Raw genomic sequence first — 25,409 nt, forward strand, 5'->3', positions numbered from 1 at the left:
GATCGTCCCGGCCCGGTTCAGCCCGGCCGGGATGGCGAACGGCCGCGGCGACGTCACCACCGAGCGCCCGGCGCCCGGCGAGGCCCGGAGCGCGGAGGGCATGGACTTCGGCGACGCCGGGGCCCGCGCGACCGGGTCGAGTACGGCCGGTGCGCGGTCTGCGACGCCACGATCGACGACGAGCGCCTCGAGATCCGCCCGGACACCGATCGGTGCCGGGCGCACCCGGAGGACGAGCGCAGCCTGCCCGGCCCGGTCGAGGGCTGATCGACGGACGGGCGACGGGCCCGGCACCCACACGGGGGTCCGGGCCCCACGGGGATCCGGGCCCGTCGGCGCGCGCGGGATCAGGCGGTGGCGCCGGCCGGGTGCACCGGGTGGCGCCCCTCCTCGAACTCCTCGATCAGCTTCGCGCAGAACGCGTCGAGATCGTCCGGGTTGCGGCTGGTGACCAGGCCCTCGTCGCAGACCACCTGCTCGTCGACGACGGTGGCGCCGGCGTTGCGCAGGTCGGTCCGGATGCTCGGGTACGAGGTGAGCGTCCGGCCGCGGACGACGTCGGCCTCGATCAGCGTCCACGGGCCGTGGCAGATCGCGCCGACCGGCTTGCCGGCGACGAAGAACGCCTGCACGAACGCGACCGCGGCCGGGTCGGCGCGCAGGTTGTCCGGGTTGACCGTGCCGCCGGGCAGCACCAGCGCGTCGTAGTGGTCGGCGGACACGTCCGCGACGGCCCGGTCGACGTCGACCTTCTCGGCCGGGTTGATGTCGGCGTTCATGGACTGGATCGGGTCCGTAGACAGCGACACGACGTCCACCCGGGCCCCGGCCCGGCGCAGCTCGTCGCGGGGCTGCACGAGCTCGACCAGCTCCACGCCGTCGGTGGCCAGGATCGCGACCGTCCGGCCGTCGAGTTCGTTCGTCACGGTGTTCTCCTCCTCGGTCGGTGGGTGTGCCCTCCCCGGCTTCCCGCTGCGCGTCCGCCCAACCCACCCCCGCGGGTACGATCGGGGCCGGCCGCGACGCAACGCGGGTGGCCCCCGTCCCAGGAGCACCGGTGCCAGACGAGCGAGCGATCCGACCCCCCGCGCGACGGGTGTCGCGATGAGCCGGGCCGGAGAGGCCCGCGCCTACCGGTCGCCCGCGGTCGGCCGGGCCTTCGCCGTGCTGTCCGAGCTGTCGACCGAGCCGTCCGGCCTCACGCTCAGCGAGCTCGCCGGTCGGACCGGGCTCCCGGCGAGCTCGCTGCTGACCATCCTCGGCAGCCTGCGCGAGGCCGAGGCGGTCCGGCTGAGCAGCCGCAAGCGCTACTCGCTCGGCGTCGGGATGCTGCGGCTGGGCCAGGCCTACTCCGACGGGAACGAGCTCGTCGAGTCGTTCCGGGGCGAGGGCCTGCGGATCGCCCGCCAGTTCGACGAGACCGTCCACCTCGGCGTGCTGACCGGCACCGACGTCGTCTACATCGCCCGGTTCAGCAGTTCCCGGCCGCCGCCCTCGGTCACCGCGCTCGGGCGCCGGGTCGCCGCACACGCCTCCGCCGTCGGCAAGGCGGTGCTGGCGTGGCGGCCGGACGTCGCCGCCCTGTACCCACCCGGCGGCGGGCTCCAGGTCTTCACGTCCACCACCCGGCGAACGGTGTCCGAGCTGGTCGGCGACCTCGACGAGGTCCGCCGGCTCGGCTACAGCGAGAGCGACGCGGAGTGCATCGAGGCGCTGCAGTGCGTCAGCGCCGCGATCTTCGACCACACCGGCGCCGTCGTCGGGGCCATCGGGATCTCGGTCCCGGCCCCCCGGATGTCGGCGGCGCTGCGGCACGGTCTGCGTCGTTCGGTCGTCTGCTCGGCCGCCGTGCTGTCCCGGACGCTGGGCGCGACCCGGCTCCCCGACTGCTACGAGGCGGTGACCGCCTGACGCCGGGCCCCGACGTCGTCGAGGTCGGTCCCGCGGGTCTCCCTGGTCGAGGCCACGCCGACGATCGTCATGATCCCCATCAGCATCCCGAACAGCGCGAGCGGCCAGACCGACCCGGACCAGGCGACCAGCACCGAGAACAGGGCCGGTCCGAACCCGGACAGCAGCACCGCGTTGAACTGGTAGGCCACCGAGATGCCGGTGTAGCGGACCCGGGTCGGGAACAGCTCGGTGAACAGCGCGGGCAGCGGCCCGTAGAGCAGCGTGTGCACCGCACCCAGGTAGAAGGCGATACCGAGCACGATCGCCCAGGTCCGGCCGGTCCCGACGAGCAGCAGGATCGGCCAGATCGACACCACCAGGAGCGCGGCGCCCGCACCCAGCACCCACCGGCGCCCGAAGCGGTCCGACGCCAGCCCGGCCACCGGCATGAGCAGGATGTTGAGCGACGACCCGACGATCACCGCGAGCAGCCCGGTGCCGGCCGGAACCCCGAGGGTCCCGGCCACGTAGGCGATGATGAACACGGTGAACAGGTAGTAGGTGCCGGAGTGGCCGAATCCCACGGCCACCGCGATCGCCAGCGCGCGCCGGTGCGAGCGGACGACCTCGACGATCGGGGCCCGCTCCGGCGCGGTTGCGCCGGCGTCGCGGGCCCGCAGGAACGCCTGGCTCTCGGTCGCCCGCAGCCGGATGTAGAGGCCGACAGCGGCCAGCGGGATGCTCAGCAGGAACGGCAGCCGCCAGCCCCAGGTCATGAACTCGTCGCCCGAGATCAGCTGCGAGCCGGCGACCGCGAGCGTGCCCAGCAGCAGCCCGCTGGACACTCCGATCTGTGGCCAGGACGCGGCGAAGCCCCGCCGGTCCGATCGGGCGCTCTCGGCCGCGACGATGGCGGCGCCGCCCCACTCGCCGCCGACGGCGAAGCCCTGCAGCAGCCGCAGCAGGCACAGCAGGACCGGCGCCATCAGGCCGATCGCGCCGTAGTCCGGGAGCAGCCCGATCGCCGCGGTGGCCGCCGTCATGACCGTGAAGGTGGCGAGCAGGGTCGCCTTGCGGCCGATCCGGTCGCCGTAGTGCCCGGCCACCCAGGCTCCGATCGGGCGTGCCACGAAGCCGACACCGAACGAGGCGAACGCCGCGATCTGCGATGCGGCCGGATTGTCGCTGGGGAAGAACAGCGGTGCGAACACCAGCGCCGCCGAGGTTGCGTAGATCGTGTACTCGTACCACTCGACGACGGCGCCGACGACGCTCGAGAGCAGGGTGTGTCTGCGCCCCGACCGACCGGGTGCGTGAGCTGTGCTGGTCACGGTTGCTCCTGGGTGATCCGGATGGTGGTGGCTGCTCAGCCGAACGGGGACGGCGTGAGGGTGTAGGTGGTCTCCAAGTACTCGCCGATGCCCTCAGCGCCGCCCTCGCGGCCGAGCCCGGACTGCTTGACCCCACCGAACGGTGCGGCCGCGTTCGACACCGCGCCCACATTGAGTCCGAGCATCCCGGTCTCGATCAGTTCCATCATTCGGGCACCACGCTGCGCGTCCCGGGTGAAGACGTAGCCGACCAGGCCGAAGTCGGTGGCGTTCGCCAGTGCGACGGCCTCGTCCTCGGTGTCGAACCGCTGGACGCCGACGATCGGCGCGAAGATCTCCTCGGCCGACACCGCCATCTCCGCGGTCACCCCGTCGAGCAGGGTGGGTTCGAAGTAGTGGCCCGGACCGGCCGGCGCCCGCCCGCCGGTCCGGACCACCGCACCGCGGGACACCGCGTCGCCGACCAGCCGCGCCGACCCCTCGACGGCGCGGGCGCTGACCAGCGGCCCGATCTCGACACCGTCCTCGGTGCCCCGGCCGACCGTCAGCGCGGCGACCCGGTCGGTGAGCCGGGCGACGAACTCGTCCGCGACGGAGCGGTGCACCAGGAACCGGTTGGCCGCCGTGCACGCCTGCCCGACGTTGCGGAACTTCGCGAGCACGGCGCCGTCGACCGCGCGATCGAGGTCCGCGTCCTCGAACACGACGAACGGGGCGTTCCCGCCCAGCTCCATCGAGGTCCGCAGGACGTTCCCGGCCGCCTTGCGGAGCAGCGAGACCCCGACCCGGGTCGATCCGGTGAAGCTGAGCTTGCGCAACCTGCGGTCGGAGAGCAGGGCGTCGGAGAGCGGCTCCGGCCGGGTCGTCGTGACCACGTTGACCACACCGGGCGGCAGACCCGCGTCGGTGAGCAGGCCGATCAGGGCGAGGGTCGTCAGCGGGGTCAGCTCCGCGGGCTTGACGACCGCGGTGCAGCCCGCGGCGACCGCGGGCGCGACCTTGCGGGTGGCCATCGCCAGCGGGAAGTTCCACGGGGTCACCAGGTAGCAGGGGCCGACCGGGCGCTGGGAGACCGTCATCAGACCACGGCCCTCCGGTGCGGAGCCGTAGCGGCCGGAGATGCGCACCGCCTCCTCGGCGAACCAGCGCAGGAACTCGCCGCCGTAGGCCACCTCGGCCCGCGACTCGGCGATCGGCTTGCCCATCTCGAGCGTCATCAGCAGGGCGAAGTCCTCCGCCCGGTCCTCGAGGAGCTGCCAGGTCCGGCGCAGCACCTCGCCGCGTTCCCGCGGCGGCGTGCGCGCCCACGACCGCTGCGCCGCCGCCGCCGCGTCGAGCGCCCGCAGCCCGTCCTGCGCGGACGCGTCGGCGACCCGGGCGAGGAGCTCGCCGGTCGCGGGGTCGTGCACGTCGAAGGTCCCGTCCGCGCCGTCCACCCACTTCCCGTCGATGTACAGCCCGGTCGGGAGGGCCTCCAGCAGGGTCGTCTCACGGGCGTTCACGGGGTCTGCTCTCCTTCGGGGTCGAACATGATGATCTGGCGGACGGCGCGCCCGGCGGCGAGCTCGTCCATCGCCTCGTTGATCCGGTCCAGGCTCGTCCGGGACGAGATCAGCTCGCCGACCGGCAGTCGGCCGTCGCGCCACATCCGGACGAACCGGGGGACGTCCCGCGCGGGGACGGCCGATCCGAGGTAGCTGCCCTGGATGATCCGTGCCTCGGTGGTCAGCCCGAGCGGGGCGATCGTCGAGCGGGCCGACGGGGCGGGCAGGCCGACCGTGGTGGTCGAGCCGCCCGCGGCGGTGATCCGGACCGCCGTCTCGAAGGCCCGTGGGTGCCCGGCCGCCTCGATGACGGCCGACGCCCGCACCCCGCTCTCCAGCGCCTGCTCGGGCGTGTACACCTCCTTCGCGCCCAGCTCGCGGGCCCGGTCGAGCTTGGCCGGGAGCGCGTCGATCCCGATCACCGTGCACCCGAGCGAGAGGGCGGTGAGCAGAGCGGCCATGCCGACCCCGCCGAGCCCGACGACGGCGACGACGTCACCCGGGTTCGGGCGCGCGGCGTTCAGCACGGCGCCGCCGCCGGTGAGCACGGCGCAACCGAGGACGGCCGCGACGTCCGGCGGGACGTCCGGATCGACCGGCACCACCGAACGACGGTCCACCACGGCGTGCGTCGCGAAGGCGGACACCCCGAGGTGGTGGTGCACCTCGGCGCCGTCCCGGTGCAGCCGGCGACCGCCGAGCAACCGGCCCTCGGTGTTCGCCGCGCTGCCCGGGGCACACGGGAGCCTGCCGTCGGTGGCGCACTGCGCGCAGTCGCCGCAGCGCGGCAGGAAGGTCATGACGACGCGTTCGCCGATGCCGACGTCGCCGACCTCGGCACCGCGCTCGACCACCCGGCCGGCGGCCTCGTGCCCGAGCAGCATCGGCAGCGGCCGCTCCCGGGCGCCGTTGACGACCGAGAGATCGGAGTGACAGATCCCCGCCGCCTCGATCCGCACCAGCAGCTCGGTCGGTCCGGGGGGTTCGAGGGTCAGCCCGGTGACGGCGATGGGCCGGGACCGCGCGTACGGCCCCTCCCGGCCGTGACTCGTCAGGACAGCGCCTCGGATCATCATCGTTCCTGTTCCCTTCGCCGGGCCGCGCCGCTCGGGTCGCCGAGGGCGCGTCGGGCGCCAGTACAGGTCGCGGCGCTGTGCGGTAACAAGGCGGAATTCAGCATGCTGAAAAGGCCGCGCCGGGTCACATCCCCTTCCCGGACGACCGTGGCGCGGGCTACTCTCCAGCTGAGTAGCTCACCGATACCCAGGAGTCGGGGATGGACACGTTGCAGACCGTCGCGGGCCCGGCCTGCTCGGTGGCGCGCACGATGGCGTTGCTGTCCGACCCGTGGGCGGTGCTGATCGTGCGGGACCTGGGGCGTGGCATCCACCGGTTCGACGACCTGGCCCGCGGCCTCGGCATCGCCCGCACCGTCCTCAGCCGGCGACTGTCCACACTGGTCGGCTCGGGGATCGTCGAGCGGTCGGAGTACCGCGAGCCCGGTTCGCGGACCCGCCCGGAGTACCACCTGACCCGGCGCGGCCGGGATCTCGGCGTCGTGCTCGCCGCGATGATGGACTTCGGCGACCGACACCTGGCCGGCCCGGAGGGGCCGCCGGTGGTGCGCAGGCACGCCGGCTGCGGCGCCCCGGTGCGGCTGGTCGGCGTCTGCGCCGACGGCCACCGGCTCGGCGCGGGCGATCGCGTGCTGCTCGAACCCGGCCCCGGCGCCACGCCGGGCTCCCCCGCACCCGACCTGGAGGAACCATGACCGCCGACACCTCAGCCGGCCCTGTCACCGACGCCGCAGCCGGCGCCACCCGGCGGCGCGAGCACGAGTGGTCCGACCCGGCGGCGCTGGCCGCCGCCGCCACCGAGCTCGACGGCCTGGAGTTCCTGCGCCGGATCGCCGACGGCCGGCTGCCCGGCGCCCCGATCGGCAGTCTGGTCGGGTTCCGTCCGGTGTCCGCGGAGCCGGGCCGGGTGGTCTTCGAGTTCGAGCCGGCCGAGCACCAGTACAACCCGATCGGCTCGGTGCACGGCGGCGTCTACGCCACCCTGCTCGACTCGGCGTGCGGCTGCGCGGTGCACTCCACGCTGCCCGCCGGGACCGGCTACACCAGCCTGGACCTGTCGGTGCGCTTCCTGCGCCGGATCACCGTCGACACCGGCACCGTGACCTGCACCGGACACGTCGTGCACGCCGGGCGGCGGACGGCGCTCGCCAGGGCCGAGCTGACCGACGCCGGCGGGAAGCTGCTGGGCGAGGCCACGTCGAGCTGCATGATCCTGCCCGGCGGCTGACCGGCCGCAGTTCGGCGACCCCGCAGTTCGGCGACCCCGCAGCTCAGCGACCCCGCAGCTCAGCGACCGTCCGTGCCACCGCCGACCGGCAGGGCCGGTCCCTGCTCGGCCGCGACCCCGCCGGCCTCGGCCCGCAGCGCGGCCTCGACGCAGGTGGCGACCCGGACCACGCCGGACGCCTCGGCGTCCACCCCGTAGAACGCCGGACCGGGCAGGTCCGGCGAGAGGCTGCGGGCGTCGTCGGTGACGGCGGCGAACCCCTGCCCGCCGTAGACCCACACGGCCCGATCGCCGTCGCGCTCGACGAGATCGTCGCCGTCCACCGGGGCGGACAGGAACAGCAGCGGCCCCTCGGTCACGGTGAAGCGCTGCTCCCCCGGCACGGCACCGGGCGACAGCGCGGCGGCGAGGGCGTCGAAGTCGGTACCGCGGGCGGGGGTGCACGCGCGCAGCGCCGCACCGGGGTCGTCCGCGGCGAGCCGGGTGACCTCCTGCAGCGCGGTGTCCGGGCGGTCGTCGGAGTGCGCCTCCTCCGGACCGACCAGAGCGCCGACCCCGACGACGAGCGCGGTGAGCAGTCCGGCACCGGCCAGCAGCACGCCCGCGCACCAGGCCACGGTCCTCAGGACCAGCGACCCGGATCCACCCATGGCCTGCACGTTAGCCGCTCCCGGGGGCTTCGGCGGTACGGAAGGCAAACGGTTACCCGGCGGTGACACCGCAGGGGTGATTCGTGCACCCGGTCGGGGATGAGGCTTTGCCACCGTGCGCGGCCGGACCGCTAGTGTCCAGTGTGGTCCCGGCCCCGGTGGTCCCGGTCCCGGTGCGGCCGTCCCGGCCGGTCACGATGCGGCCGGGCCGACCGGGCCGATCTCGGCGACCCCGACCATGGCGTCCCGGGTGACCAGCGCCGCCAGCTCGTCCTCGATCAGGTCCACGGTGCCCGCCGGGCGCCGCGGCAGCGTCAGGTACCGGACCTCCGCCGAGGAGTCCCACACCTCGATCCGCCGTCCGGCGGGGACGTCGAGCCCCATCTCGGCGAGCACCGTGCGCGGCTCGCGGACCACCCGGGCCCGGTAGGCCGGGTCCTTGTACCAGCTCGGCGGCAGGCCGAGCACCGGCCACGGGTAACAGGAGCACAGCGTGCAGACCACGACGTGGTGCACCTGCTCGGTCTGTTCCAGCACCACCATGTGCTCGCCCTGCGGGCCGGTGAATCCGAGCGAGGCGATCGCGGCGGTGCCGTCGCGCAGCAGCCACCCCCGGAACTCCGGATCGGTCCAGGCGCGGGCGACGACCCGGGCGCCGTTGAGCGGGCCGACGTCGTTCTCGTAGGTCCGGACGAACCCGTCCATCACCGCCGGATCGACCAGCCCGCGCTCGACGAGCAGCTCCTCGAGGGCCTCGGTGCGCAGCGCGGGCGGGATCCGGTCGTCGGTCATCGGGGCTCCAGGTGGATCTCGAACAGGTCGGCGTGCACGGTCGCGTCCTCGGCCTCGGGCCCCCACAGCTCGGCGGAGGTGAACCCGACGGTGTACACGTGCTGCGGGTGCTCCCCGGCGAACACGGCGTGCGCGTCCGGGAGCACGTGCGGCGGCCGCACCGCGACCACCGTCCCGGCCCGGCCGCGCAGGTAACCGGGCACCTTGAACGGCCCGGTCCCGGCGCAGGGCCGCCGGGTCAGCACCCGGACCGGGTCACCCGGGCCGAACCGGGGCGGGCGGTCCAGCGTGCGCAGCGATCCGGGCCCGGTCGGCGCGTAGTCCGGCCGCGCCGGTTCCGGCACCGGTGGCTCGGTGACGTCCTCGCCGCGCCGACGGCGGGCCCGCGCGTCCACCGCGCCGGGGGCCAGCAGCGCCGAGTCGGTGAGCATCAGCTCGGCGGCGTTGAGCCAGCGGCCGTAGTAGCCGTCGTCGAAGTAGGCCGCCCGGTCCAGCCGGGACAGCGCGAACCGGAACGCATCGAGGTTGCGCCCGGAGATCCGGCCCATCGTGAGCACGGTCAAGGCGAACGCCCGGCCCTCCCAGGGCCGGCCGAACGGCGGCTCCGGCTCCACCCGCGACGGCGGCAGCACCGGACCGAGGCCGGGCCGCCCGCCGAGATCGGACGGGTCCACTCAGGACCCCAGCGCCAGCACGTTGCAGACGTCCCCGCGGCCGCCGGTCGTGACCAGTCCGCGCTGCGAGCGGATCCGCTCGGCGAGGTACCCGGCGTCCTGCCCGACGCCGGAGAACCGGCCCGAGCCCCAGGTCCACTGCCAGGGCAGGCCGAGGAAGAACAGCCCGGGCACGGAGGTGGCGCCGCGGGTGTGCACTGGCGTCCCGCGGCCGGTGAACACCGGTACGTCGATCCAGCCGAAGTCCTGCCGGAACCCGACGCACCAGACCACCGAGGTGATCCCGCTGCCGTCCAGTGCCAGCTCGGTGGGCTCCCGCTCCGGGCGCCAGACCGGGGTGTAGCGCTCCCCCGGCGGCGCGTCGATGCCGTTCCGCTCGATGTGCGCGTCGATGGTGTCCTTGATGGACTCGCAGACCTCGTCGGCATGGTCCAGCGCGGCCGCCAGGTCCGGCCGGAAGCGCAGCGCGCCGCCGGCGTGGTCGGCGAGCGAGCCGTAGAGCCGCATCCCCTCGGCGGCGAACCGGCGCAGGTCGATGTCGCGGCCGCCGTCGCGGCCGGTGACGTAGTGGTTCGCCTGGGCGCGGACGGCCTCCCGGCGCGGGTGCTCGGTGACCGGCATCCGGTAGTAGCCCATCTCGTCGAGCCAGTCGGTGACGTCCCGGCCTCGGTGGAAGCGGGCCACCCGCGGCGCGCTGCCGACCGCCAGGTGCACCCGCCTGCCCTCCAGGTGCAGGTCCTCGGCGATCTGCGCGCCGGACTGCCCCGATCCGACGACGAGCACCTCGCCGGGCGGCAGCTGCGCGCCGCTGCGGTAGTCCTGGGACTGCACCTGGGTGATGCCCGGCGGCAGCGGCTCGGTCAGCGACGGGACGACCGGCGTGTGGTAGCCGCCGGTGGCGACGACGACCTGGTCGGCGGTGCAGGTCCCGGCGGTCGTCTCCAGGGTGAAGGTGCCGCGCTCGTCGCGGGTCAGCCGGGTGACCGTGACGCCCTCGCGCAGCGGCGGATCGACGAACTCCCGGTACGCCTCCAGGTAGCCGATGATCTCCTCGCGCACCATGAACCCGTGCGGGTCGTCGCCGGCGTACGGGAAGTCCGGCAGGTCGCACTGCCAGTTCGGGGTGACCAGGCAGAACGTGTCCCAGCGGTACCGCTTCCAGGAGGAGGCGACGACGTCGCGCTCCAGCACGAGATGGTCGATGCCGCGCACGCCCAGGCAGCGGCTCATCGCCAGCCCGGCCTGACCGCCGCCGACGACCACCACCGGCCGGTGCTCACCGTCCAGATCGGACACCGGCGCCGGTCGCGCGTCCCTGTGCACCACCGCGGTCATCGGCACTCCCTCGCTCACGTCGTCGCACTCCTGCCGGGACACCACGGTCGACCCGTTCTATTGCGGAATCGTGTCGGCCGGACTACCGGAATATTTCCCGGTGTTACGCAACGCGACCGTCACACATCGCCGATCCGGAATTGCCGACGTAGTCCGCCGACAACATTTCCGAAACTCGGCACTGGTGTCGTTGTCGGTGCCGGAGCCGGAATCGCTACTCCCGGCGTTCCCGCGAACCGTACGGAAAACCCGTCACATCATCGAGGAGCCGAGAACATGACCAGCGCCGAGCTGTCCGACGTCGAGAAGAAGAGCCTCGAGGAGATCCCGCACCCCTCGCTGCCCGAGGGTTCCAGCATCTACGGCGGCACCAAGGTCTTCCCCGACCTGCAGGCCGAGGACGGCGAGACCTACTTCACCCTGGTGCACGGCATCGCGCACGAGTCGTCGGTGAGCTTCGTGGCCGTGCTGCAGGCGACCCGCGCGCTGCGCAAGGGATTCGAGTCCGCCATGTACTTCTACGGGCCGGGCTCGCTGAACTGCCTGGCGACCCGCGGGTTCCCGACCACCGGCACGTCCGCGTTCCCCGGCGAGCACAACATCAACGACCAGCTGAAGACGTTCCTCGGGGAGGGCGGCAAGGTCTACTGCTGCCGGTTCGGGCTCTCGCTGCACGGCGCCCGCGAGGAGGACCTCATCGAGGGCGTCATCCCGACCCACCCGCTCGACGTCCAGGACGCGCTCATCCACTACGCCCGCAAGGGCGCGATCATCAACTCGACCTACCAGCTCTGAGGATCGCGGGTGGTTGTCGCGGCCGGATCGGCCGCGACAACCGCTCCCGAGCGCACACCGCCCGCCCCTGGAGGTCCGCCGCATGTCCGCTCCGTCGTCCCACGACACCGATCTCGGCCTGCAGGCCCGCGCCGAGATGGCCGTCCGCGGGGTCGCGATCGATCCCGACCCGGCACCCGCCGGGCGCGTCACCGATCTCGGGTCGTCGATCCCGCTGCGCCGCCCCGGCGGCGCCGGCCCGTCGGCCGACGGGCACGTGCTCGTCGACGGCCTGAAGACCACCGTCCCGATCGTCGCGGACTCGCCGTTCCGGCTGCGCGGCGGCAGGCTCGTCCGCAACGATCCCGGGGGCGGGATCACCGACATGGGCGTCGCCGTCGAGACCGTCGACCGGCCCGCGTTCTACGACCTGCGGACCGCCGACGGCGTCTCCTACGAGCAGATCGCCCGGCTGCACGGCAACGACGTGCTCGCCTCCACCGTCGTCCAGACCTGCGTGCGCTACGGCGAGGCCGACCGCTGCCGGTTCTGCGCGATCGAGCAGTCGCTGCGCACCGGCGCCACCACCGCCGTGAAGACCCCGGAGCAGCTCGCCGAGGTCGCCGAGGCCGCCGTCCGGCTCGACGGGGTCCGGCAGATGGTGCTCACCACCGGCACCTCCAACGGCCGCGACCGCGGCGCCCGGCACCTGGTGCGCTGCGTGCGCGCGATCAAGGCGGCGGTGCCCGGGCTCCCGGTGCAGGTGCAGTGCGAGCCACCGGCACCCGACGATCTCGCCGTGCTCACCGAGCTGCACGAGGCCGGCGCGGACGCGATCGGGATCCACGTCGAGTCCCTCGACGACGAGGTGCGGCGGCGCTGGATGCCCGGCAAGGCGACGGTCCCGCTGGCGCAGTACCGGCTGGCCTGGGACGAGGCGGTGCGGGTGTTCGGCCCGAACACCGTCTCCACCTACCTGATCGTCGGGCTCGGCGAGGACCCGGACGAGCTGGTCGCCGGTGCGGCCGGCCTGATCGCCGGCGGGGTGTACCCGTTCGTCGTCCCCTACCGTCCGATCCCCGGCACCCTGGCGTTCGACGACGGCGTGCCCGGTCCCGATCCGGCGCTGCTCGCCGACGTCACCGCCCGGGTCGCCGCCGAGCTGCGCGGCTCCGGGATGCGCGGCTCCGACCAGGCCGCGGGCTGCGCCGCCTGCGGGGCGTGCAGCGCGCTGTCCGCGGCGGGGGGCTGAACCGTGGACACCCACCTCACCCGCACCTCCCGCTGGATCGCCGACGAGCTGCTCGGCGGCCGCCCGGCGAGCCGGGCCGGCACCGCCGACCTGCACGTCACCGAGGCGCGCGCGACCGACGGCGACGACCGGCTGGTCGCGGAGTACCGGCGGCTGCGGCGCGCGGTGTTCTGCCGCGAGCAGGGCCTGTTCGCCGACTCGGCCGCCGCCGATCTCGACGACCACGACGCCGATCCGCGGGCGGTCGTCCTGCTCGCCCACGACGGCGCCGGCGAGCTGCTCGGCGGTGTCCGGCTCGGGCCGGCCGCCCCGGACGGCCCGGACATCGGCTGGTGGACCGGCAGCCGGCTGGTCGTCGCGCCGGGTGCGCGGAGCCGGGCCGGCGCCCGGGTGGGCGCCGCGCTGGTCCGCGCCGCCTGCGCCCGCGCCGAGACCGCGGGCGCGCTGCGGTTCGACGCCGACGTGCAGACCCGCAACGCCGCCCTGTTCACCCGGCTCGGCTGGGAGCAGGTGCGGCACACCGAGGTCGCCGGCGTCGCACACCTGCGGATGCGCTGGCCGATCAACCGGGTCCGGGCGCTCGCGACCGCGACCAAGGCCCCGCTCGGGGCGCTGCTCGGCGCGCTCGGCCCGGCCGGGTTCGTCGGCGACGACGGCGCCCCGGTGCCCGGCACCGACCTGGTCGCCTGCTGCGACGCGATCGTCCCGGCGATGGTCGAGCGCGACCCGGAGTGGGCGGGCTGGGCCGGCGTGCTGGTCAACGTCAACGATCTCGCCGCGATGGGCGCCACCCCGATCGGACTGCTCGACGCGCTCGGCGCCCGGGACGCGTCGTTCGCGCACCGGGTGCTGTCCGGGGTGCGGGCCGCCGCCGACGCCTACGGCGTCCCGCTGCTCGGCGGGCACACCCAGCTCGACGTGCCCGCCGCGCTGTCGCTGACCGCGCTCGGCCGCACCGCGCATCCGGTCCCCGGCGGCGGCGGACGCCCCGGGCACCGGGTCCGGCTGACCACCGATCTCGGCGGCGGCTGGCGGACCGGCTACGGCGGTCGGCAGTGGGACTCGACGACGACCCGGTCCCGCGCCGAGCTGTCCGCGATGGTCGGGGCGATCGGCCCCGCTGCGGCACACCGCCCGGCCGCCGCGAAGGACGTCTCGATGGCCGGCATCGCCGGGACCCTCGGCATGCTCGCCGAGGCGTCCGGCACCGGCGCGCTGCTCGACGTCGCCGCGGTGCCGCGCCCGGACGGCGCGAGCGTCGGCGACTGGTTCACCTGCTTCCCCGGGTTCGGCCTGCTCACCGCGGACGCCCCGGGCGCCCCGGCGCCGCAGGCCGGTCCGGCCGTGTCCGCCGTCTGCGGCGAGCTGGTCGACGGCGCCGGGGTCCGGCTGCGCTGGTCGGACGGCGAGCTGACCGACGCCGCACCCGGCCCGGTCACCGGGATGGGCCCGGCGGGGGTGGCCCGGTGACCGCGACGACGTTCGCCGCCGCCGCCCAGGGCTTCGTGCGCGACCTGGAGGAGGACTTCGTCCGGGTCGCCGCGACCGTCGCGGAGGCGCGGTCGCGGGGTGTGCAGCTGCTCGCGCTGCCGGAGGCCGCGCTCGGCGGCTACCTGTCGTCGTTGCACGGCGACGTCGCCGACGGCCCGCCCCGGCTGGACCCGGACGGGCCGGAGATCCGGCGGCTCGCCGCGCTCGCCGGGGACATGGTCGTCACCGCCGGGTACTGCGAGGCCGGGGACGCCGGGTCCGGCGGGCTGCCGTACAACAGCTGCGTCGCCGTCACCGGCGACGGCGTGCTGGGCAGGCACCGCAAGGTGCACCAGCCGCTGAACGAGAACGCCTCGTACGCGGCCGGTGACCGGTTCGCCGCGTTCGACACACCGGTCGGCCGGATCGGCATGATGATCTGCTACGACAAGGCGTTCCCGGAGGCGGCCCGGGCGCTGGCCGTGGACGGGGCCCGGACCGTCGTGTGCATGTCGGCCTGGCCGGCGTCGCGCACCGACCGGGCGCCGGTGCTCGCCGAGGACCGCTGGGCGCGCCGGTTCGACCTGCACGACCGGGCCCGCGCCCTGGAGAACCAGATCGTCTGGGTCTCGGCGAACCAGGCCGGTACGTTCGGCGACATGCAGCTCGTCGGCGCGGCGAAGGTCGTCGACCCGGGCGGCGAGATCCTCGCCACCACCGGGCCGGAGGCCGGGCTGGCCGTGGCGTCGGTCGACGTCGACGCGGCCGTCGACGCCGCCCGCCGCTACATGAGCCACCTGCGCGACCGCCGGCCGGACGCCTACGGCCCCCGGCCCGTCGCCGCGGGGGTGTGAGCGGTGCGGGTCGCCGCGGCCGCGGCGAACTTCACCCGGGACGTCGCGTTCGATCTCGAACGCATCGGGGTGATCGTCGCGCACGCGCGGGAGGCGGGCGTCTCGGTGCTGGCGCTGCCGGACGGGGCGCTCGGCGGCTACCTGGACGACCTGCGCGTGCCCGATCCGGCCCGGGCCGACGGCACCGCGCTGCCGCCCGCGCTCGACCCGGACGGCCCAGAGGTCCGCGCGGTCGTGGAGCTGGCCGGGGACATGGTGGTGTGCCTCGGGTTCTGCGAGGCCGGACCGGACGGCGAGCGCTACAACGCGGCCGTCTGCCTGTCCGGCGACGGCGTGCTCGGCCGGCACCGCAAGGTGCACCATCCGGCGGGCGTCGCCGCGCTGTTCACCCCCGGCGACGGGTTCACCGCGTTCGACACCCCGGCGGGCCGGATGGGCATGCTGATCGACCACGACAAGACGTTCCCGGAGTCGGCCCGCTCGCTGGCCCTGGACGGGGCCGAGCTGGTCGCCTGCCTGTCCGCGTGGCCGACGTCGCTGACCAACCGGGCCCCGCGGATGGCGCAGGACCGGCAGGCCCGGCTGTTCGACCTCTACGACCAGGCGCGGGCCGCGGAGAACCAGGTGCTGCTGCTGTCGGCGAACCAGAGCGGGCGCAACGGCTCGCTGCACTTCCTGGGCCGGGCGAAGGTGGTCGGGCCGGGCGGCGAGATCCTGGCCAGGACGTGGTCGAAGGGCGGCCTGGCGGTCGCCGACGTCGACCCGGACGGCATGATCGGCGCGGCCCGGGCGGTGCTGCACCACCTCAAGGAACGCCGGCCGGACCTCTACCGTGGCTGACCGGCTGCGGATCCGGCTCTCGACGTACTCGACGAAGCCGCGCGGCGGGGTGGTGCACACCCTGGCGCTGGCCGAGGCGCTGGCCGCCGCCGGGCACGACGTGGCCGTGTACTCGCTGGCCCGCGGCGGCGACACCGGCTTCTTCCGGCCGGTGGACCCCCGGGTGCGGGTGCATCTGGTCCCGGTGCCCGATCTCGACGGCGAGCCGGTCGGCGCCCGCATCCTGCGCTCGATCGACCTGCTCGCCGACGCGCTCGGCCGGGCACCCGGCGCCGGCATCCGGCACGCGCAGGACTGCCTGTCCGCCAACGCCGAGGGCCGCGCGCACGGCTACCGGACGCTGCTGCGGACCGTGCACCACGTCGACGAGTTCAGCACCCCCGAGCTGGTCGCCTGCCACGAGCGCGCGATCGCCTCCCCGGCCGCGCTGGTGTGCGTGTCCCGGGCGGTCGCCGCGGAGGTCCGGGACGGCTGGGGCCGGGACGCCACGGTGATCGGCAACGGCGTCGACGCGGCCCGCTTCGCCCGCGCCGACGGCGGTCCGTGGCGGGAGCGGTTCGGCCGCTACGTGCTCTCGGTCGGCGGGATCGAGCCGCGCAAGGGCACCGCCGACCTGGTCGAGGCGATGGCCCGGCTGCCCGGGCTGCGGCTGGTCGTCGGCGGCGGCGAGACGCTGTTCGACTACCGCGACTACCGGGCGTCGGTGCTCGCGCGGGCCGCCGAGCTGGGTGTGACCCCGGAGATCCTCGGCCCGGTCGACGACGACGACCTGCCCGGCCTGATGGCGGGCGCCGCCGCGTTCGCGTTCCCGTCGGTCAAGGAGGGGTTCGGCCTCGCCGCGATGGAGGCGCTCGCCGCCGGGGTGCCGCTGGTGACCCGCGACCTGCCGGTGCTGCGCGAGGTGTTCGGCCCGGCCGCCCGGTTCGCCGCCGATCCGGCCGGCTTCGCGGCCGGGCTCGCCGCGGCCGTCGCCGGGCCGGACCCGGTCCGGGAACGCGCCGGCCGGGAGCTCGCCGCCCGCCACTCCTGGACGGCGGCGGCCGACCGGCACGTCCGGCTGTACCGGGAGTTCGCCGCTACCGGATCTGCTTGTCCGAGCGCCCCTTGATCGCGCCGTAGGCCACCGTCCCGAGGAACGCCACCCCGGCCAGGACGGTCAGCCACACCAGACCCTCGATGATCACGCCGAGCACGGCGAACACCAGGTACACGGCGACGAGAAATCCGACGATCTTCCACATACCGGACAACGCTACGGGTTGTGGTGCATGATCGCCGCCCGGGCCGGGGCCCCCGCGACTCAGACGTGAGCCGGACCACACCTTTCCGGTAACGTGCACGTAACACGAGCCGCGTTCCGGAGGTGCCGCCCGATGTCCGAGCCGACGCCGTCCGCCACCGTCGTCCCGCTGTGCCGGGCGATCCGCCGCGACGACCTCCCGGGGGTGCACTGCCCGCACTGCGCCGCGCCCGATCCACGGCGCGGGCCCGCCGTCGTCCTCACCCTGCCGGTGGACTGCCTGATCAGCGACGACGACCTGCTCGCCGGGGAGCTCTGAGCGGGCTCCTCACCCCTCCCGCAACACCACCCGGCCCAGGAACCGGCAGGCCAGCAGCGCCACCTCGACGTCCGTCCGGCCCTCGGCGAGCGGCCGCCCCCGCACCTCCTCGGCCCGCCGCAGCCGGTACTGCACGGAGTTGCGGTGCAGGTGCAGCTCCGCGGCCGCGCCGGCCAGGCTGCCGCCGGAGCGCAGGTAGGCGTCGACGGTGGCGCGGAGCCGCTCGTGCGCCTCGTCGTCGATCGCGAGATCCCCCAGCACCGCCCGCACCCACGACGCCAGCAGCTCGACGTCGCCACCGAGCAGCACCAGCGGCCCGAGCGCGGCGGCCGGGGTGACCGGGCGGCGGTCCGCCGGGTCGGCGGCCGCGGCGACCGCCTGCGCCTGCCGGGCCCGGCGGTGCGAGCGGCGGAACCCGTCGAGACCGTGTTCCGGGGTGCCGAGCGCCACGAACACCTCGCCCGGGTCCGGCACCGGGTCGGCCGGACCGACCGGGCCCGGGTACCACGCCCACAGGGTGGCCCCGTCCGGTGCGACCACCAGCGGCGCCCGCCCGCCGCCCAGCGTCTCCCCGACGACCGCGACCGCCCGTTCCAGCGCCCGGCCGGGATCGGCCGCGTCGGACCAGAAGACCGCGGCGAGGTGCTCGCCGGTGACCGGGTGCCCGAGCACCCGCTCCACCTCGGCGGCGGTCCCGCCCCGCCCGGCCAGCACGGCGTCGACCATGGCGAGGCGGGCGGCGTCCCGGCGGCGCACCCAGCCGTCCCGCTCGGCCTGGTGCACCGCGACCATCGCCTCGGAGATCCGGTCGACGTAGCCGAACGCCACCGTCGACAGCTCCCCGACGGCGGCCGCGACCTCCCCGGCGCCCAGCCCGGCGTCCTCGATCCGGGAGATCAGCACCCGCTGGAACGCGGCCTGCCCGAGCCGGTAGGCGCGCAGCACCACGGTCACCGGGACGCCCTGCTGGGCCAGCCGGCGGGCGAACTCGGTGGCGGTCGGCGGGACCGGCGCGTCGTCCGGGTCGCCGCCGCCGGCGATCACGGCCAGCGCGCCCTCCAGCGAACCCTCGATCGTGCCGACCAGCAGCTCCCGGGACCGCGGGTCCCGGCCGAGGTCGGGCAGCCCGGCGTCGATCTCGGTGAGGACGTGCGCGGCGAGCGCGCCGACGTCGTCGCGGACGGTGCCCGCGAGCCGGGCCAGGGTGTCGGTGACCGGTGTCACGGGCGGCACCGTAGCGGGCTCACCCCTCCAGGCGCAGCGCCCGGGCCGGGCAGGCCGCCACCGCGGCGTGCACGTGCTCCCGGTCGGCCTCCGGCGGCTGCTCGTCGTGCACCACCACGACGTCGTCGGTGCCGATCTCGAAGTACCCGTCGGCCATGGCCTCGCACATCCCGTAGCCCTCGCAGGCGCCGACGTCGGCGACGATCCGCATCTCACACGCCCTCTCGGTCCAGGGCGACGAAGTCGACCTTGTCGCGGACCCCGCAGTCGGGGCAGGTCCAGTCGTCCGGGATCTCCGACCAGGCGGTGCCCGCCGGGAACCCCTCGGCCTCGTTGCCGGCGGCGACCTCGTAGATGTAGCCGCAGCCCGGGCAGCGGGTCGCGCTCACGTCGTCGGCCTGCTTCCGGCGGGCGTGGTCGGCCTGCTCCTGCGGGATCTCGTCGGCGGGCGGCGGGTACGCGACGAGCAGCTTCTCCCGCTTCGCCGGGTACAGGTTCGCCAGCCGCAGGTCGCCGCGGTAGTGCGCGATCACCAGCGGATCCATCATCCGGCGGAACACCGGCGGCAGCAGGGCGACCAGCATCATCCCGGCGTAGCCGGTCGGCAGCACCGGGGCGTCCGGGAAGTCGCGCAGCGCCTGGAACCGGCGGGTCGGGTTCGCGTGGTGGTCGGAGTGCCGCTGCAGGTGGTAGAGCAGCACGTTGGTGGCGATGTTGTTGGAGTTCCACGAGTGCGCCGGGGTGACCCGCTCGAAGCGGCGGCGGTCCGGCGGGCCGACCTTCTGCCGCAGCATCCCGTAGTGCTCCATGTAGTTGACCAGCTCCAGCAGGGTCAGCCCGAACACGGCCTGGACCAGCAGGTAGGGCAGCACGCCCCAGCCGAACAGCGCGATCAGCGCGCCCCACAGCACCACCGACATCAACCAGGCGTTGAGCACGTCGTTCCCGATCCGGAACGGGTGCCGGTCGCGGCGGGCGTAGCGCTTGCGCTCCAGCCGCCAGGCGCTGGCCAGCGAGCCGAACACGGTGCGCGGCCAGAACCGGTAGAAGTTCTCCCCCATCCGGGCCGACGCCGGGTCCTCCGGGGTGGACACGCGGACGTGGTGGCCGCGGTTGTGCTCGACGTAGAAGTGGCCGTAGAAACACGGTGCGAGCGCGATCTTCGCGGCCCAGCGCTCGACGTCCTCCCGCTTGTGGCCCAGCTCGTGCGCGGTGTTGATGGCGATCCCGGAGACGGTGCCGAGGGTGATCGCGAGCCCGATGTTGCCGATCGTCGGCGCCCCGGCCGAGGCGATGTACCAGATGCCGGTGACCAGGCCCGCGTACTGGATCGGCAGGTAGGCGTAGGTGACCCAGCGGTAGTACCGGTCCTCCTCCAGGTCGGCCATGATCTCGTCCGGTGGGTTCGTCGGGTCCTCGCCCACGAACAGGTCGATCGCCGGGACGATCATCAGTACGACGATCGGGCCCAGCCACAGCATCACCGACAGCCCGGTGAGCTGGTGCAGCCCGATCGCGAGGAACGGCAGGACCGGGACGACCAGGCCCAGCAGCCAGGCGTAGCGCTTGCCGTCCTGCCAGGTGTCCTTCCCGTCCACCGGCTCTGCCAGCGGGTAGGTCTTCACGGCTGCTCTCCCTCGCGTCGGCTCTGACGGACGTGGGGAACGGTAGGGAGATCGCGGTCACGTTCCTTCGGTCCCGGGTACGAAGCCGCGCGCCGCGTTCGGTCCCGGTGCACAAAGACCGGGTCCGGGCTCATCCCCAGCGGAACCAGCGGGCCGCCCCGGCCGCCGCGACGACCGCGGTGACGGCGAGGCCGGCCACCGCGCCGAGGTCCGGCGGCACCCCCCGCCAGGCGGTCCCGAGCACCTCCACAGTCGCACCGAACGGCAGCACCTTCCCGATCTCGGCGAGCGGACCGGGAAGCGCGTTCGGGTCGCCGAACATCCCGCCCACCGCGCCGGTGCCCAGGAAGATCACCAGGCCGATCGCGATCACCGCGTTCGTGGTCGGCGCCAGTGCGGCGACCAGCGCGCCGAGCGCGAAGAACGCCGCCGTCGCCAGCAGCAGTCCGCCCAGCGCGGCCCACGGCGACGCGGGCATCCCGGCGCCGAAACCGAGCACCGCGACCAGCAGCGCCAGTCCGATCCCGGCCATGGCCTGGGCGAGCCCGACGACGGCCTGGGCCACCAGCACCGGCACCGGGCCGGCCGGGGTGACGCCGAGCCTGCGCAGCACCCCGCTGCGCCGGTAGGTCGCCAGGAAGCTCGGCACGTTGACCACGCCGACCAGCCCCAGCACGGTCGCCGCGGCGATCGGGATGCCCACCGCCTCCAGCGGGGTCCGCCCGGCCAGGGCCTGCGGCGGGACGTCCGGCATGGTCAGCCCGATCATCGCCAGGATCAGCAGCGGCAGCGCGAACGGGACGATCAGCCCGGCGGTGTCCCGGGCGACCATCCGCGCCTCGGCAGCGATCAGCGCGGTCCAGCCGGCGAGCGGCGTCCCGGTCGTGCGGGCCGTGCGGGTCGTTTCCGTCGTGGTCATGCCGGTACCTCCGTGTCCCGGCCGGCCTCCAGCCGGCGTCCGGTCAGTTCCAGGAACGCGTCGTCGAGGCTGGGCCGGTCCTCCTGCAGCCCGGTGGCGACGACGCCCTGGCGCACCAGCTCGGCCCCGACCGGCCCGAGCAGGTCACCGGTCCCGGAGACGGTGATCTCCTCCCCCACCCGACGCACCTCACCGACCCCGGGCAGGCCGAGCAGCGCGCTCCGGTCGACCCCCCCGGCCGTCCGGAACCGCACCTGCTGCGCCAGCCCGGCCCTCTCGACCAGCCCGGCCGGTGTGGAGTCGGAGACCACCCGGCCCGCGTCGAGCAGCAGCACCCGGTCGCAGAGCCGCTCGATCTCGTCGGTCCGGTGGGTCACCAGCAGCACCGTGACGCCGTCCGCGGCCAGGTCGCGCACCACCTCCAGGATCCCGTCCCGGGACCGCGGATCGAGCCCGGTGGTCAGCTCGTCGAGGATCACCACCCGGGGCGCCCCGACCAGGGCCAGCGCGACTGAGAGCCGCTGTTGCTGGCCGCCGGAGAGCCGGTCGAACCGGATCCCGGCCTGCTCGGTCAGGCCGACCGCGTCGATCAGCTCGGCGGGGTCGCGGCCGCTGCGGTGCAGTGCGCGGTGCAGCCGGACCAGCTCGGCGGTGGTGAGCATGTCGTGCAGCGCCGCATCCTGCAGCTGCACGCCGAGCACCGCGCGGACCGCGCGCCGGTCCCGCCACGGATCGAGCCCGAGCACCCGGACGGTGCCGCGGTCCGGTCGGCGCAGTCCGGCGACGCACTCGACGGTGGTGGTCTTCCCGGCGCCGTTCGGGCCGAGCACCCCGGTCACCGAACCGGCCCGGACGGTGAACCCGACGTCGTCGACGGCCACCCGGTCCCCGTAGCGCTTGTGCAGGTCGTGCACCTCGATCGCATCCATGGCACACACCCTGTCCGGCGGCCGGGCCCCGCGGTGAGTGCCGGACGTCGTGACCGGCGCCCATGACTTCCGGCACTCCGGGGCGGCTGGTCCGCCCGTCTACTGTGCCCGGTATGCGCAGGATCGACCCGAACGTCGTGGCCGGCGCGATCATGACGGCGCTCTGCCTGCTCCTGGCCGTGCCGATGGCCCTGGAACAGCTCGACCCGGACGGCGGCAGGCCGCTGGGGCCGACCTGGCTGTGGTGGGTCCTGTACGCGGTCTTCCTGGCCGCGCTGGTGCTCGGCGGCTGGCTGGACGAGTGGGTCGGGCCGGTCGTGAGCCGCTGGCTGCTGCTCGTGCTGGTGCTGGCCGCCGCCGCACTGGTGCTGCTCGCGCCGACGTTCGGCTGGCTGCCGATCCTGCTGGTGTTCACCGCCGCGCTGTCGGTCTTCCAGGTGCCGTTCCGGGTGACCGCCGCGATCGTGGCGTTCAACTGCGGCGTGGTCGTGCTGGTCGGGATGCTCGGCGGCAACCAGGGCCTCGCCGGATCGCTGACCGCGGGTGCGATCTACCTGATGCTGCAGCTGTCGTCGGTGCTGCTGTTGGTGGCCCTGCACCGGGAGGAGCGGTCCCGGGCCCAGCTGGCGGAGGCGCACGCCGAGCTGGCTGCGGCCGGCGCCGTGCTGGCCGAGACCAGCCGGGCGGAGGAGCGGCTGCGGATCTCCCGGGAGCTGCACGATCTCGTCGGGCACCAGCTCACCGCGCTCGCCCTGGAGCTGGAGATCGCGACCCACCGCAGCGACAACGCCGAGCACGTCGACCGGGCCCGCGGTATCGCCCGGGACCTGCTCGCCGACGTCCGCTCGACCGTCGGGGAGCTGCGCAGACGGGCCCCCGACCTGACCGGGACGCTGCAGCGGATCACCGCGCAGCTACCCCGCCCGCAGGTGCACCTGACCGTCGCCGAGGGCATCGAGACCGACGAGGAGCACACCGTGGCCGTGATCCGCTGCGTGCAGGAGATCCTCACCAACGCGATCCGGCACGCCGACGCGACGAACGTGTGGATCGAGATCGATCCCGCGCCGGACGGCGGGCTGCGACTGCACGCCCGCGACGACGGCCGCGGAACGTCCGGTGAGGTCGTCCCCGGGAACGGCCTGCGCGGCCTCGCCGAGCGGACCGGCGCGCTCGGCGGAACCCTCGACTTCGGCCCGGCCGTGCCACGCGGCTTCGCGGTGACGGCGGTGCTGCCGTGAGCATCCGGGTCTGCCTGGTCGACGACCAGACCCTGGTCCGGCAGGGGATCCGCGGGCTGCTCGCCATCCCGGGCGACATCGAGGTGGTCGCCGAGGCCGCCGACGGCGCCGAGGGGGTCGCGGCGGTCGCCGAGCACGCACCGGACGTCGTCCTGCTGGACCTGCGGATGCCCCGGCACGACGGCCTGTGGGCGCTCGACGAGCTGCGCACCCGCGGGCTCGACGTGCCGGTCCTGGTCCTCACCACCTTCGACGACGACGAGCTGGTGCTGCGTGCGCTGCGCGCCGGCGCCCGTGGCTACCTGCTGAAGGACGTCACCCTGGAGCAGCTGGCCGGCGCCGTCCGCACGCTCGCCGACGGCGGGACGCTGATCAGCCCGGCGATCACCGAACGGTTGCTGCGCGCGGTCCGCGAGAGCCCCGCCCCGCCCGACGACGGCGTGCCGATCCAGCAGCTCTCCGAGCGGGAGCTGGAGGTGCTGCGGCTGCTCGCCGGCGGCTACGCGAACCGGGAGATCGCGCAGGTGCTGTTCCTGGCCGAGGGGACGGTCAAGAACCACGTGTCCAGCGTGCTGCTCAAGCTCGGCACCCGGGACCGCACCCGGGCCGTGCTGCGGGCGCTGCACCACGGCCTGCTCGACCCACCGCACGGATCGGAGGGGAACCGATGAGCACCCCCAGGATGGTCGCGCCCGATCTGGCCCGCGGCGCGATGCTGCTGCTGATCGTGCTCGCGCACGCCCCGCTCTACCTGACCGGCACGCCGCCGGTCCCGTCGGTCACGGACACCGTGGTCGCGGTCGGGTCGACGCTGCTGGTGGACAGCCGGGCGTACCCGATGTTCGCCGCGCTGCTCGGCTACGGCCTGGTGCTGAGCGTGACCCGGCTGCGGGCCGCCGGGGTGTCCGAGCGGGACGCGCGCCGCTCGATCCGCCGCCGCGGGCGCTGGCTGCTGGTGTTCGGCCTGGTGCACGCGCTGCTGGTGGCGCCGATCGAGATCCTCGGGGCCTACGGGCTGGCGCTGCTGCTGGTCGCCGGGCTGGTGTTCCGGCCGGATGCGACGGTGCGCCGGGCCGGGTACCTGCTGCTCGCGGTCAACAGCGTCGCGATCGTGCTGTTCAGCCTGGGCGCGGTGGACGACGGCGCGAGCGGCCCGTACGCGCCCGGCATGCTCGGGCACGACGTCGAGGGGCTGGTCGTCCGGCTGATCGTCTGGCTGGTGGCGGTGCTGTCCAATGTCGTGGTGTGGCCGGTGCTGGTCGCGCTGCTGATCGGGGTGCTCGCCGGACGGCACCGGGTGCTGGCGGACGCCGGCCGGTACGCCGGGCTGCTGCGCAGGCTGGCGTGGGTGGGCATCCCGGTGGCGGTGCTGGCCGCGGTGCCGCTGGTCCTGGTCGAGCAGGACGTGCTGCCGGCCGGGCTCGCACCGGCGGCGACGCTGCTGCAGATCCTGTCCGGCCTGGCCGGCGGACTGGGCTACGCGGCGGCGTTCGGCCTGCTCGGTGCGCGCCTGCAGGGGGCGGGGCCGCCGGTCCTGCTGCGCCCGCTCGCGGCGGCCGGACGGCGCTCCCTGACCTGCTACCTGCTGCAGTCGTTCCTGCTGGTCGGCCTGCTGTCGCAGACGTTCGTCGGGTTCGGCGCCAGGACCGGGGAGGCCGGGGCGGCGCTGGCGGCGGTGCTCGCCTGGTCGGCGTCGGTGCTGGTCGCGACCGTCCTGGAACGGTTCGACCGGCCCGGGCCGGTGGACGCGCTGCTGCGCAGGCTGGTCCGCCGGGGGCTGCCCGATCCCGGCCCGGCCGTGCGCACGCCCGGCTGAGCCACCCCATCGCGAACCCGCGCATGATCCGCCGCAGGCCGGGTATTCCGGAGTCGTGCACGACCGGGACGGACGGAGGCGGCCATGCGGGTGATCGGGCGGTTCACGGGGGCGTGTGGCGCAGGCACCGGGCGGGCCGTCGATCGGGCCCGCCGGTGAACCCGGATCTCGCCCGGGCCACCGACGCGATCGCCCGGCTGCTGGCCGAGCTGGGGCCCGGCACGTCGCCGGACGCGGTCCGCGCGGCGGTTCGTGAGGCGTGCGAGGACCTGCGGGGCAGCCCGGTCGGTGCGCTGCCCGAGCTGGTCGAGCGGCTGGCCAGGGCACGGTTGACCGCTGACGCCTGACGGCGCCCGTCGCAGCGGCGTTCCGGTCGCCGGCGC

28 protein-coding genes and 1 pseudogene are annotated in these 25,409 nt (G+C 74.9%); 15 read left to right on the plus strand and 14 right to left on the minus strand.

Going from position 1 to position 25,409, the window contains the following annotated elements:
• Positions 1 to 153: 153 nt before the first annotated feature.
• A pseudogene (locus ABZ881_RS14195) lies at positions 154 to 267 on the plus strand (hypothetical protein); the annotation flags it as partial.
• A gap of 80 nt (positions 268 to 347) precedes the next feature.
• Here ABZ881_RS14195 and ABZ881_RS14200 read toward each other — a convergent pair.
• Positions 348 to 926: a type 1 glutamine amidotransferase domain-containing protein gene (locus ABZ881_RS14200; protein ID WP_358484671.1), complete on the minus strand. Its 579-nt coding sequence runs from the start codon at positions 924 to 926 to the stop codon at positions 348 to 350.
• Positions 927 to 1,104: 178 nt separating this feature from the next.
• Between ABZ881_RS14200 and ABZ881_RS14205 the strand changes: the two genes are divergently transcribed.
• Positions 1,105 to 1,911 (plus strand): IclR family transcriptional regulator, encoded by an 807-nt coding sequence (locus ABZ881_RS14205; RefSeq protein WP_358484673.1) that lies wholly within the window; start codon positions 1,105 to 1,107, stop codon positions 1,909 to 1,911.
• Here the strand turns inward: ABZ881_RS14205 and ABZ881_RS14210 are convergent.
• Genes ABZ881_RS14210 through ABZ881_RS14220 form a run of 3 tightly spaced genes read right to left on the minus strand, consistent with a single transcriptional unit; the run spans position 1,890 to position 5,841 of the window.
• A complete protein-coding gene (locus ABZ881_RS14210) occupies positions 1,890 to 3,224 on the minus strand; it encodes an MFS transporter (RefSeq protein ID WP_358484675.1) in 1,335 nt (444 codons plus the stop codon). The genes ABZ881_RS14205 and ABZ881_RS14210 overlap by 22 nt on opposite strands.
• A gap of 35 nt (positions 3,225 to 3,259) precedes the next feature.
• Positions 3,260 to 4,726, minus strand: coding sequence for an NAD-dependent succinate-semialdehyde dehydrogenase (locus ABZ881_RS14215; protein WP_358484676.1), 1,467 nt, complete (start codon positions 4,724 to 4,726; stop codon positions 3,260 to 3,262).
• Positions 4,723 to 5,841 carry an alcohol dehydrogenase catalytic domain-containing protein gene (locus tag ABZ881_RS14220; RefSeq protein WP_358484677.1) on the minus strand — a complete coding sequence of 373 codons (1,119 nt, stop codon included), beginning with the start codon at positions 5,839 to 5,841 and terminating at the stop codon, positions 4,723 to 4,725. Before ABZ881_RS14220 ends, ABZ881_RS14215 begins: the two co-directional genes overlap by 4 nt.
• Before the next feature lie 203 nt (positions 5,842 to 6,044).
• On the opposite strand from ABZ881_RS14220, the gene ABZ881_RS14225 reads away from it, so the two are divergent.
• The gene (locus ABZ881_RS14225; protein WP_358484680.1) at positions 6,045 to 6,539 is read left to right on the plus strand and encodes a helix-turn-helix domain-containing protein; all 495 of its coding nucleotides are present in this window, start codon (positions 6,045 to 6,047) and stop codon (positions 6,537 to 6,539) included.
• A complete protein-coding gene (locus ABZ881_RS14230; RefSeq protein WP_358484682.1) occupies positions 6,536 to 7,072 on the plus strand; it encodes a PaaI family thioesterase in 537 nt (178 codons plus the stop codon). Before ABZ881_RS14225 ends, ABZ881_RS14230 begins: the two co-directional genes overlap by 4 nt.
• Before the next feature lie 59 nt (positions 7,073 to 7,131).
• Here ABZ881_RS14230 and ABZ881_RS14235 read toward each other — a convergent pair whose 3' ends face one another.
• The 4 genes from ABZ881_RS14235 to ABZ881_RS14250 form a co-directional block, all read right to left on the minus strand.
• Positions 7,132 to 7,722, minus strand: coding sequence for a hypothetical protein (locus ABZ881_RS14235; RefSeq protein WP_358484684.1), 591 nt, complete (start codon positions 7,720 to 7,722; stop codon positions 7,132 to 7,134).
• Between the two features lie 192 nt (positions 7,723 to 7,914).
• Entirely contained in the window at positions 7,915 to 8,514 is a 600-nt protein-coding gene (gene nthA, locus ABZ881_RS14240; protein ID WP_358484686.1) for a nitrile hydratase subunit alpha, read from the minus strand.
• A complete protein-coding gene (locus ABZ881_RS14245) occupies positions 8,511 to 9,188 on the minus strand; it encodes an SH3-like domain-containing protein (RefSeq protein ID WP_358484688.1) in 678 nt (225 codons plus the stop codon). The genes nthA and ABZ881_RS14245 overlap by 4 nt, the downstream gene beginning before the upstream one ends.
• Positions 9,189 to 10,541, minus strand: coding sequence for an MSMEG_0569 family flavin-dependent oxidoreductase (locus tag ABZ881_RS14250; protein WP_358484690.1), 1,353 nt, complete (start codon positions 10,539 to 10,541; stop codon positions 9,189 to 9,191).
• Positions 10,542 to 10,799: 258 nt separating this feature from the next.
• Between ABZ881_RS14250 and ABZ881_RS14255 the strand changes: the two genes are divergently transcribed.
• The 6 genes from ABZ881_RS14255 to ABZ881_RS14280 all read left to right on the plus strand — a co-directional run bounded on the left by ABZ881_RS14255 (position 10,800) and on the right by ABZ881_RS14280 (position 16,821).
• Positions 10,800 to 11,318, plus strand: a complete 519-nt coding sequence (locus tag ABZ881_RS14255; protein WP_344022184.1) for an MSMEG_0572/Sll0783 family nitrogen starvation response protein — start codon at positions 10,800 to 10,802, stop codon at positions 11,316 to 11,318.
• Positions 11,319 to 11,400: 82 nt separating this feature from the next.
• On the plus strand, positions 11,401 to 12,549 hold the full coding sequence (locus ABZ881_RS14260; protein WP_358484692.1) for an MSMEG_0568 family radical SAM protein: 1,149 nt from the start codon (positions 11,401 to 11,403) through the stop codon (positions 12,547 to 12,549).
• Positions 12,550 to 12,552: 3 nt separating this feature from the next.
• Positions 12,553 to 14,019 (plus strand): MSMEG_0567/sll0787 family protein, encoded by a 1,467-nt coding sequence (locus ABZ881_RS14265; RefSeq protein WP_358484694.1) that lies wholly within the window; start codon positions 12,553 to 12,555, stop codon positions 14,017 to 14,019.
• Positions 14,016 to 14,873, plus strand: coding sequence for a carbon-nitrogen hydrolase family protein (locus ABZ881_RS14270; protein WP_344022179.1), 858 nt, complete (start codon positions 14,016 to 14,018; stop codon positions 14,871 to 14,873). Before ABZ881_RS14265 ends, ABZ881_RS14270 begins: the two co-directional genes overlap by 4 nt.
• A gap of 3 nt (positions 14,874 to 14,876) precedes the next feature.
• Complete coding sequence (locus tag ABZ881_RS14275; protein ID WP_358484696.1) at positions 14,877 to 15,713, plus strand: carbon-nitrogen hydrolase family protein; 837 nt, start codon at positions 14,877 to 14,879, stop codon at positions 15,711 to 15,713.
• Positions 15,706 to 16,821, plus strand: a complete 1,116-nt coding sequence (locus ABZ881_RS14280; RefSeq protein ID WP_358484698.1) for an MSMEG_0565 family glycosyltransferase — start codon at positions 15,706 to 15,708, stop codon at positions 16,819 to 16,821. Before ABZ881_RS14275 ends, ABZ881_RS14280 begins: the two co-directional genes overlap by 8 nt.
• On the opposite strand, the gene ABZ881_RS14285 is transcribed toward ABZ881_RS14280, so the two are convergent.
• Positions 16,790 to 16,954: a hypothetical protein gene (locus tag ABZ881_RS14285; RefSeq protein ID WP_344022173.1), complete on the minus strand. Its 165-nt coding sequence runs from the start codon at positions 16,952 to 16,954 to the stop codon at positions 16,790 to 16,792. The two genes, ABZ881_RS14280 and ABZ881_RS14285, sit on opposite strands and share 32 nt — an antisense overlap.
• Before the next feature lie 132 nt (positions 16,955 to 17,086).
• Here ABZ881_RS14285 and ABZ881_RS14290 point away from each other — a divergent pair, with 132 nt between their 5' ends.
• Entirely contained in the window at positions 17,087 to 17,272 is a 186-nt protein-coding gene (locus ABZ881_RS14290; protein ID WP_344022171.1) for a hypothetical protein, read from the plus strand.
• Between the two features lie 9 nt (positions 17,273 to 17,281).
• Here ABZ881_RS14290 and ABZ881_RS14295 read toward each other — a convergent pair whose 3' ends face one another.
• The 5 genes from ABZ881_RS14295 to ABZ881_RS14315 form a co-directional block, all read right to left on the minus strand.
• On the minus strand, positions 17,282 to 18,496 hold the full coding sequence (locus tag ABZ881_RS14295; protein WP_358484702.1) for a helix-turn-helix domain-containing protein: 1,215 nt from the start codon (positions 18,494 to 18,496) through the stop codon (positions 17,282 to 17,284).
• Positions 18,497 to 18,515: 19 nt separating this feature from the next.
• Entirely contained in the window at positions 18,516 to 18,707 is a 192-nt protein-coding gene (locus tag ABZ881_RS14300) for a ferredoxin (RefSeq protein ID WP_358484704.1), read from the minus strand.
• A 1-nt stretch (position 18,708) separates the two neighbouring features.
• On the minus strand, positions 18,709 to 20,121 hold the full coding sequence (locus tag ABZ881_RS14305; protein WP_358484706.1) for a fatty acid desaturase: 1,413 nt from the start codon (positions 20,119 to 20,121) through the stop codon (positions 18,709 to 18,711).
• A 130-nt stretch (positions 20,122 to 20,251) separates the two neighbouring features.
• Positions 20,252 to 21,040 (minus strand): ABC transporter permease, encoded by a 789-nt coding sequence (locus ABZ881_RS14310; RefSeq protein ID WP_358484708.1) that lies wholly within the window; start codon positions 21,038 to 21,040, stop codon positions 20,252 to 20,254.
• Complete coding sequence (locus tag ABZ881_RS14315; protein WP_358484710.1) at positions 21,037 to 21,969, minus strand: ABC transporter ATP-binding protein; 933 nt, start codon at positions 21,967 to 21,969, stop codon at positions 21,037 to 21,039. The genes ABZ881_RS14310 and ABZ881_RS14315 overlap by 4 nt, the downstream gene beginning before the upstream one ends.
• A 113-nt stretch (positions 21,970 to 22,082) precedes the next feature.
• On the opposite strand from ABZ881_RS14315, the gene ABZ881_RS14320 reads away from it, so the two are divergent.
• From ABZ881_RS14320 to ABZ881_RS14335, 4 genes are all read left to right on the plus strand, one after another.
• Positions 22,083 to 23,210, plus strand: coding sequence for a histidine kinase (locus ABZ881_RS14320; RefSeq protein WP_358484712.1), 1,128 nt, complete (start codon positions 22,083 to 22,085; stop codon positions 23,208 to 23,210).
• The gene (locus ABZ881_RS14325) at positions 23,207 to 23,881 is read left to right on the plus strand and encodes a response regulator transcription factor (RefSeq protein ID WP_358484714.1); all 675 of its coding nucleotides are present in this window, start codon (positions 23,207 to 23,209) and stop codon (positions 23,879 to 23,881) included. Before ABZ881_RS14320 ends, ABZ881_RS14325 begins: the two co-directional genes overlap by 4 nt.
• On the plus strand, positions 23,878 to 25,026 hold the full coding sequence (locus ABZ881_RS14330) for a DUF418 domain-containing protein (RefSeq protein ID WP_358484716.1): 1,149 nt from the start codon (positions 23,878 to 23,880) through the stop codon (positions 25,024 to 25,026). The genes ABZ881_RS14325 and ABZ881_RS14330 overlap by 4 nt, the downstream gene beginning before the upstream one ends.
• A gap of 155 nt (positions 25,027 to 25,181) precedes the next feature.
• The gene (locus ABZ881_RS14335; RefSeq protein WP_344022153.1) at positions 25,182 to 25,373 is read left to right on the plus strand and encodes a three-helix bundle dimerization domain-containing protein; all 192 of its coding nucleotides are present in this window, start codon (positions 25,182 to 25,184) and stop codon (positions 25,371 to 25,373) included.
• Positions 25,374 to 25,409 lie beyond the last annotated feature (36 nt).

This window comes from Pseudonocardia sp. NPDC046786, from assembly GCF_040645415.1.
GTDB classification, from domain to species: domain Bacteria; phylum Actinomycetota; class Actinomycetes; order Mycobacteriales; family Pseudonocardiaceae; genus Pseudonocardia; species Pseudonocardia kongjuensis.

Coding starts and splice junctions, on each gene's coding strand:
- ABZ881_RS14260 (WP_358484692.1), top strand. CDS start 11,401: ATGTCCGCTCCGTCGTCCCACGACACCGATCTCGGCCTGCAGGCCCGC.
- ABZ881_RS14285 (WP_344022173.1), bottom strand. CDS start 16,954: ATGTGGAAGATCGTCGGATTTCTCGTCGCCGTGTACCTGGTGTTCGCC.
- ABZ881_RS14255 (WP_344022184.1), top strand. CDS start 10,800: ATGACCAGCGCCGAGCTGTCCGACGTCGAGAAGAAGAGCCTCGAGGAG.
- ABZ881_RS14330 (WP_358484716.1), top strand. CDS start 23,878: ATGAGCACCCCCAGGATGGTCGCGCCCGATCTGGCCCGCGGCGCGATG.
- ABZ881_RS14230 (WP_358484682.1), top strand. CDS start 6,536: ATGACCGCCGACACCTCAGCCGGCCCTGTCACCGACGCCGCAGCCGGC.
- ABZ881_RS14310 (WP_358484708.1), bottom strand. CDS start 21,040: ATGACCACGACGGAAACGACCCGCACGGCCCGCACGACCGGGACGCCG.
- ABZ881_RS14290 (WP_344022171.1), top strand. CDS start 17,087: ATGTCCGAGCCGACGCCGTCCGCCACCGTCGTCCCGCTGTGCCGGGCG.
- ABZ881_RS14205 (WP_358484673.1), top strand. CDS start 1,105: ATGAGCCGGGCCGGAGAGGCCCGCGCCTACCGGTCGCCCGCGGTCGGC.
- nthA (WP_358484686.1), bottom strand. CDS start 8,514: ATGACCGACGACCGGATCCCGCCCGCGCTGCGCACCGAGGCCCTCGAG.
- ABZ881_RS14220 (WP_358484677.1), bottom strand. CDS start 5,841: ATGATCCGAGGCGCTGTCCTGACGAGTCACGGCCGGGAGGGGCCGTAC.
- ABZ881_RS14300 (WP_358484704.1), bottom strand. CDS start 18,707: ATGCGGATCGTCGCCGACGTCGGCGCCTGCGAGGGCTACGGGATGTGC.
- ABZ881_RS14315 (WP_358484710.1), bottom strand. CDS start 21,969: ATGGATGCGATCGAGGTGCACGACCTGCACAAGCGCTACGGGGACCGG.
- ABZ881_RS14225 (WP_358484680.1), top strand. CDS start 6,045: ATGGACACGTTGCAGACCGTCGCGGGCCCGGCCTGCTCGGTGGCGCGC.
- ABZ881_RS14320 (WP_358484712.1), top strand. CDS start 22,083: ATGCGCAGGATCGACCCGAACGTCGTGGCCGGCGCGATCATGACGGCG.
- ABZ881_RS14235 (WP_358484684.1), bottom strand. CDS start 7,722: ATGGGTGGATCCGGGTCGCTGGTCCTGAGGACCGTGGCCTGGTGCGCG.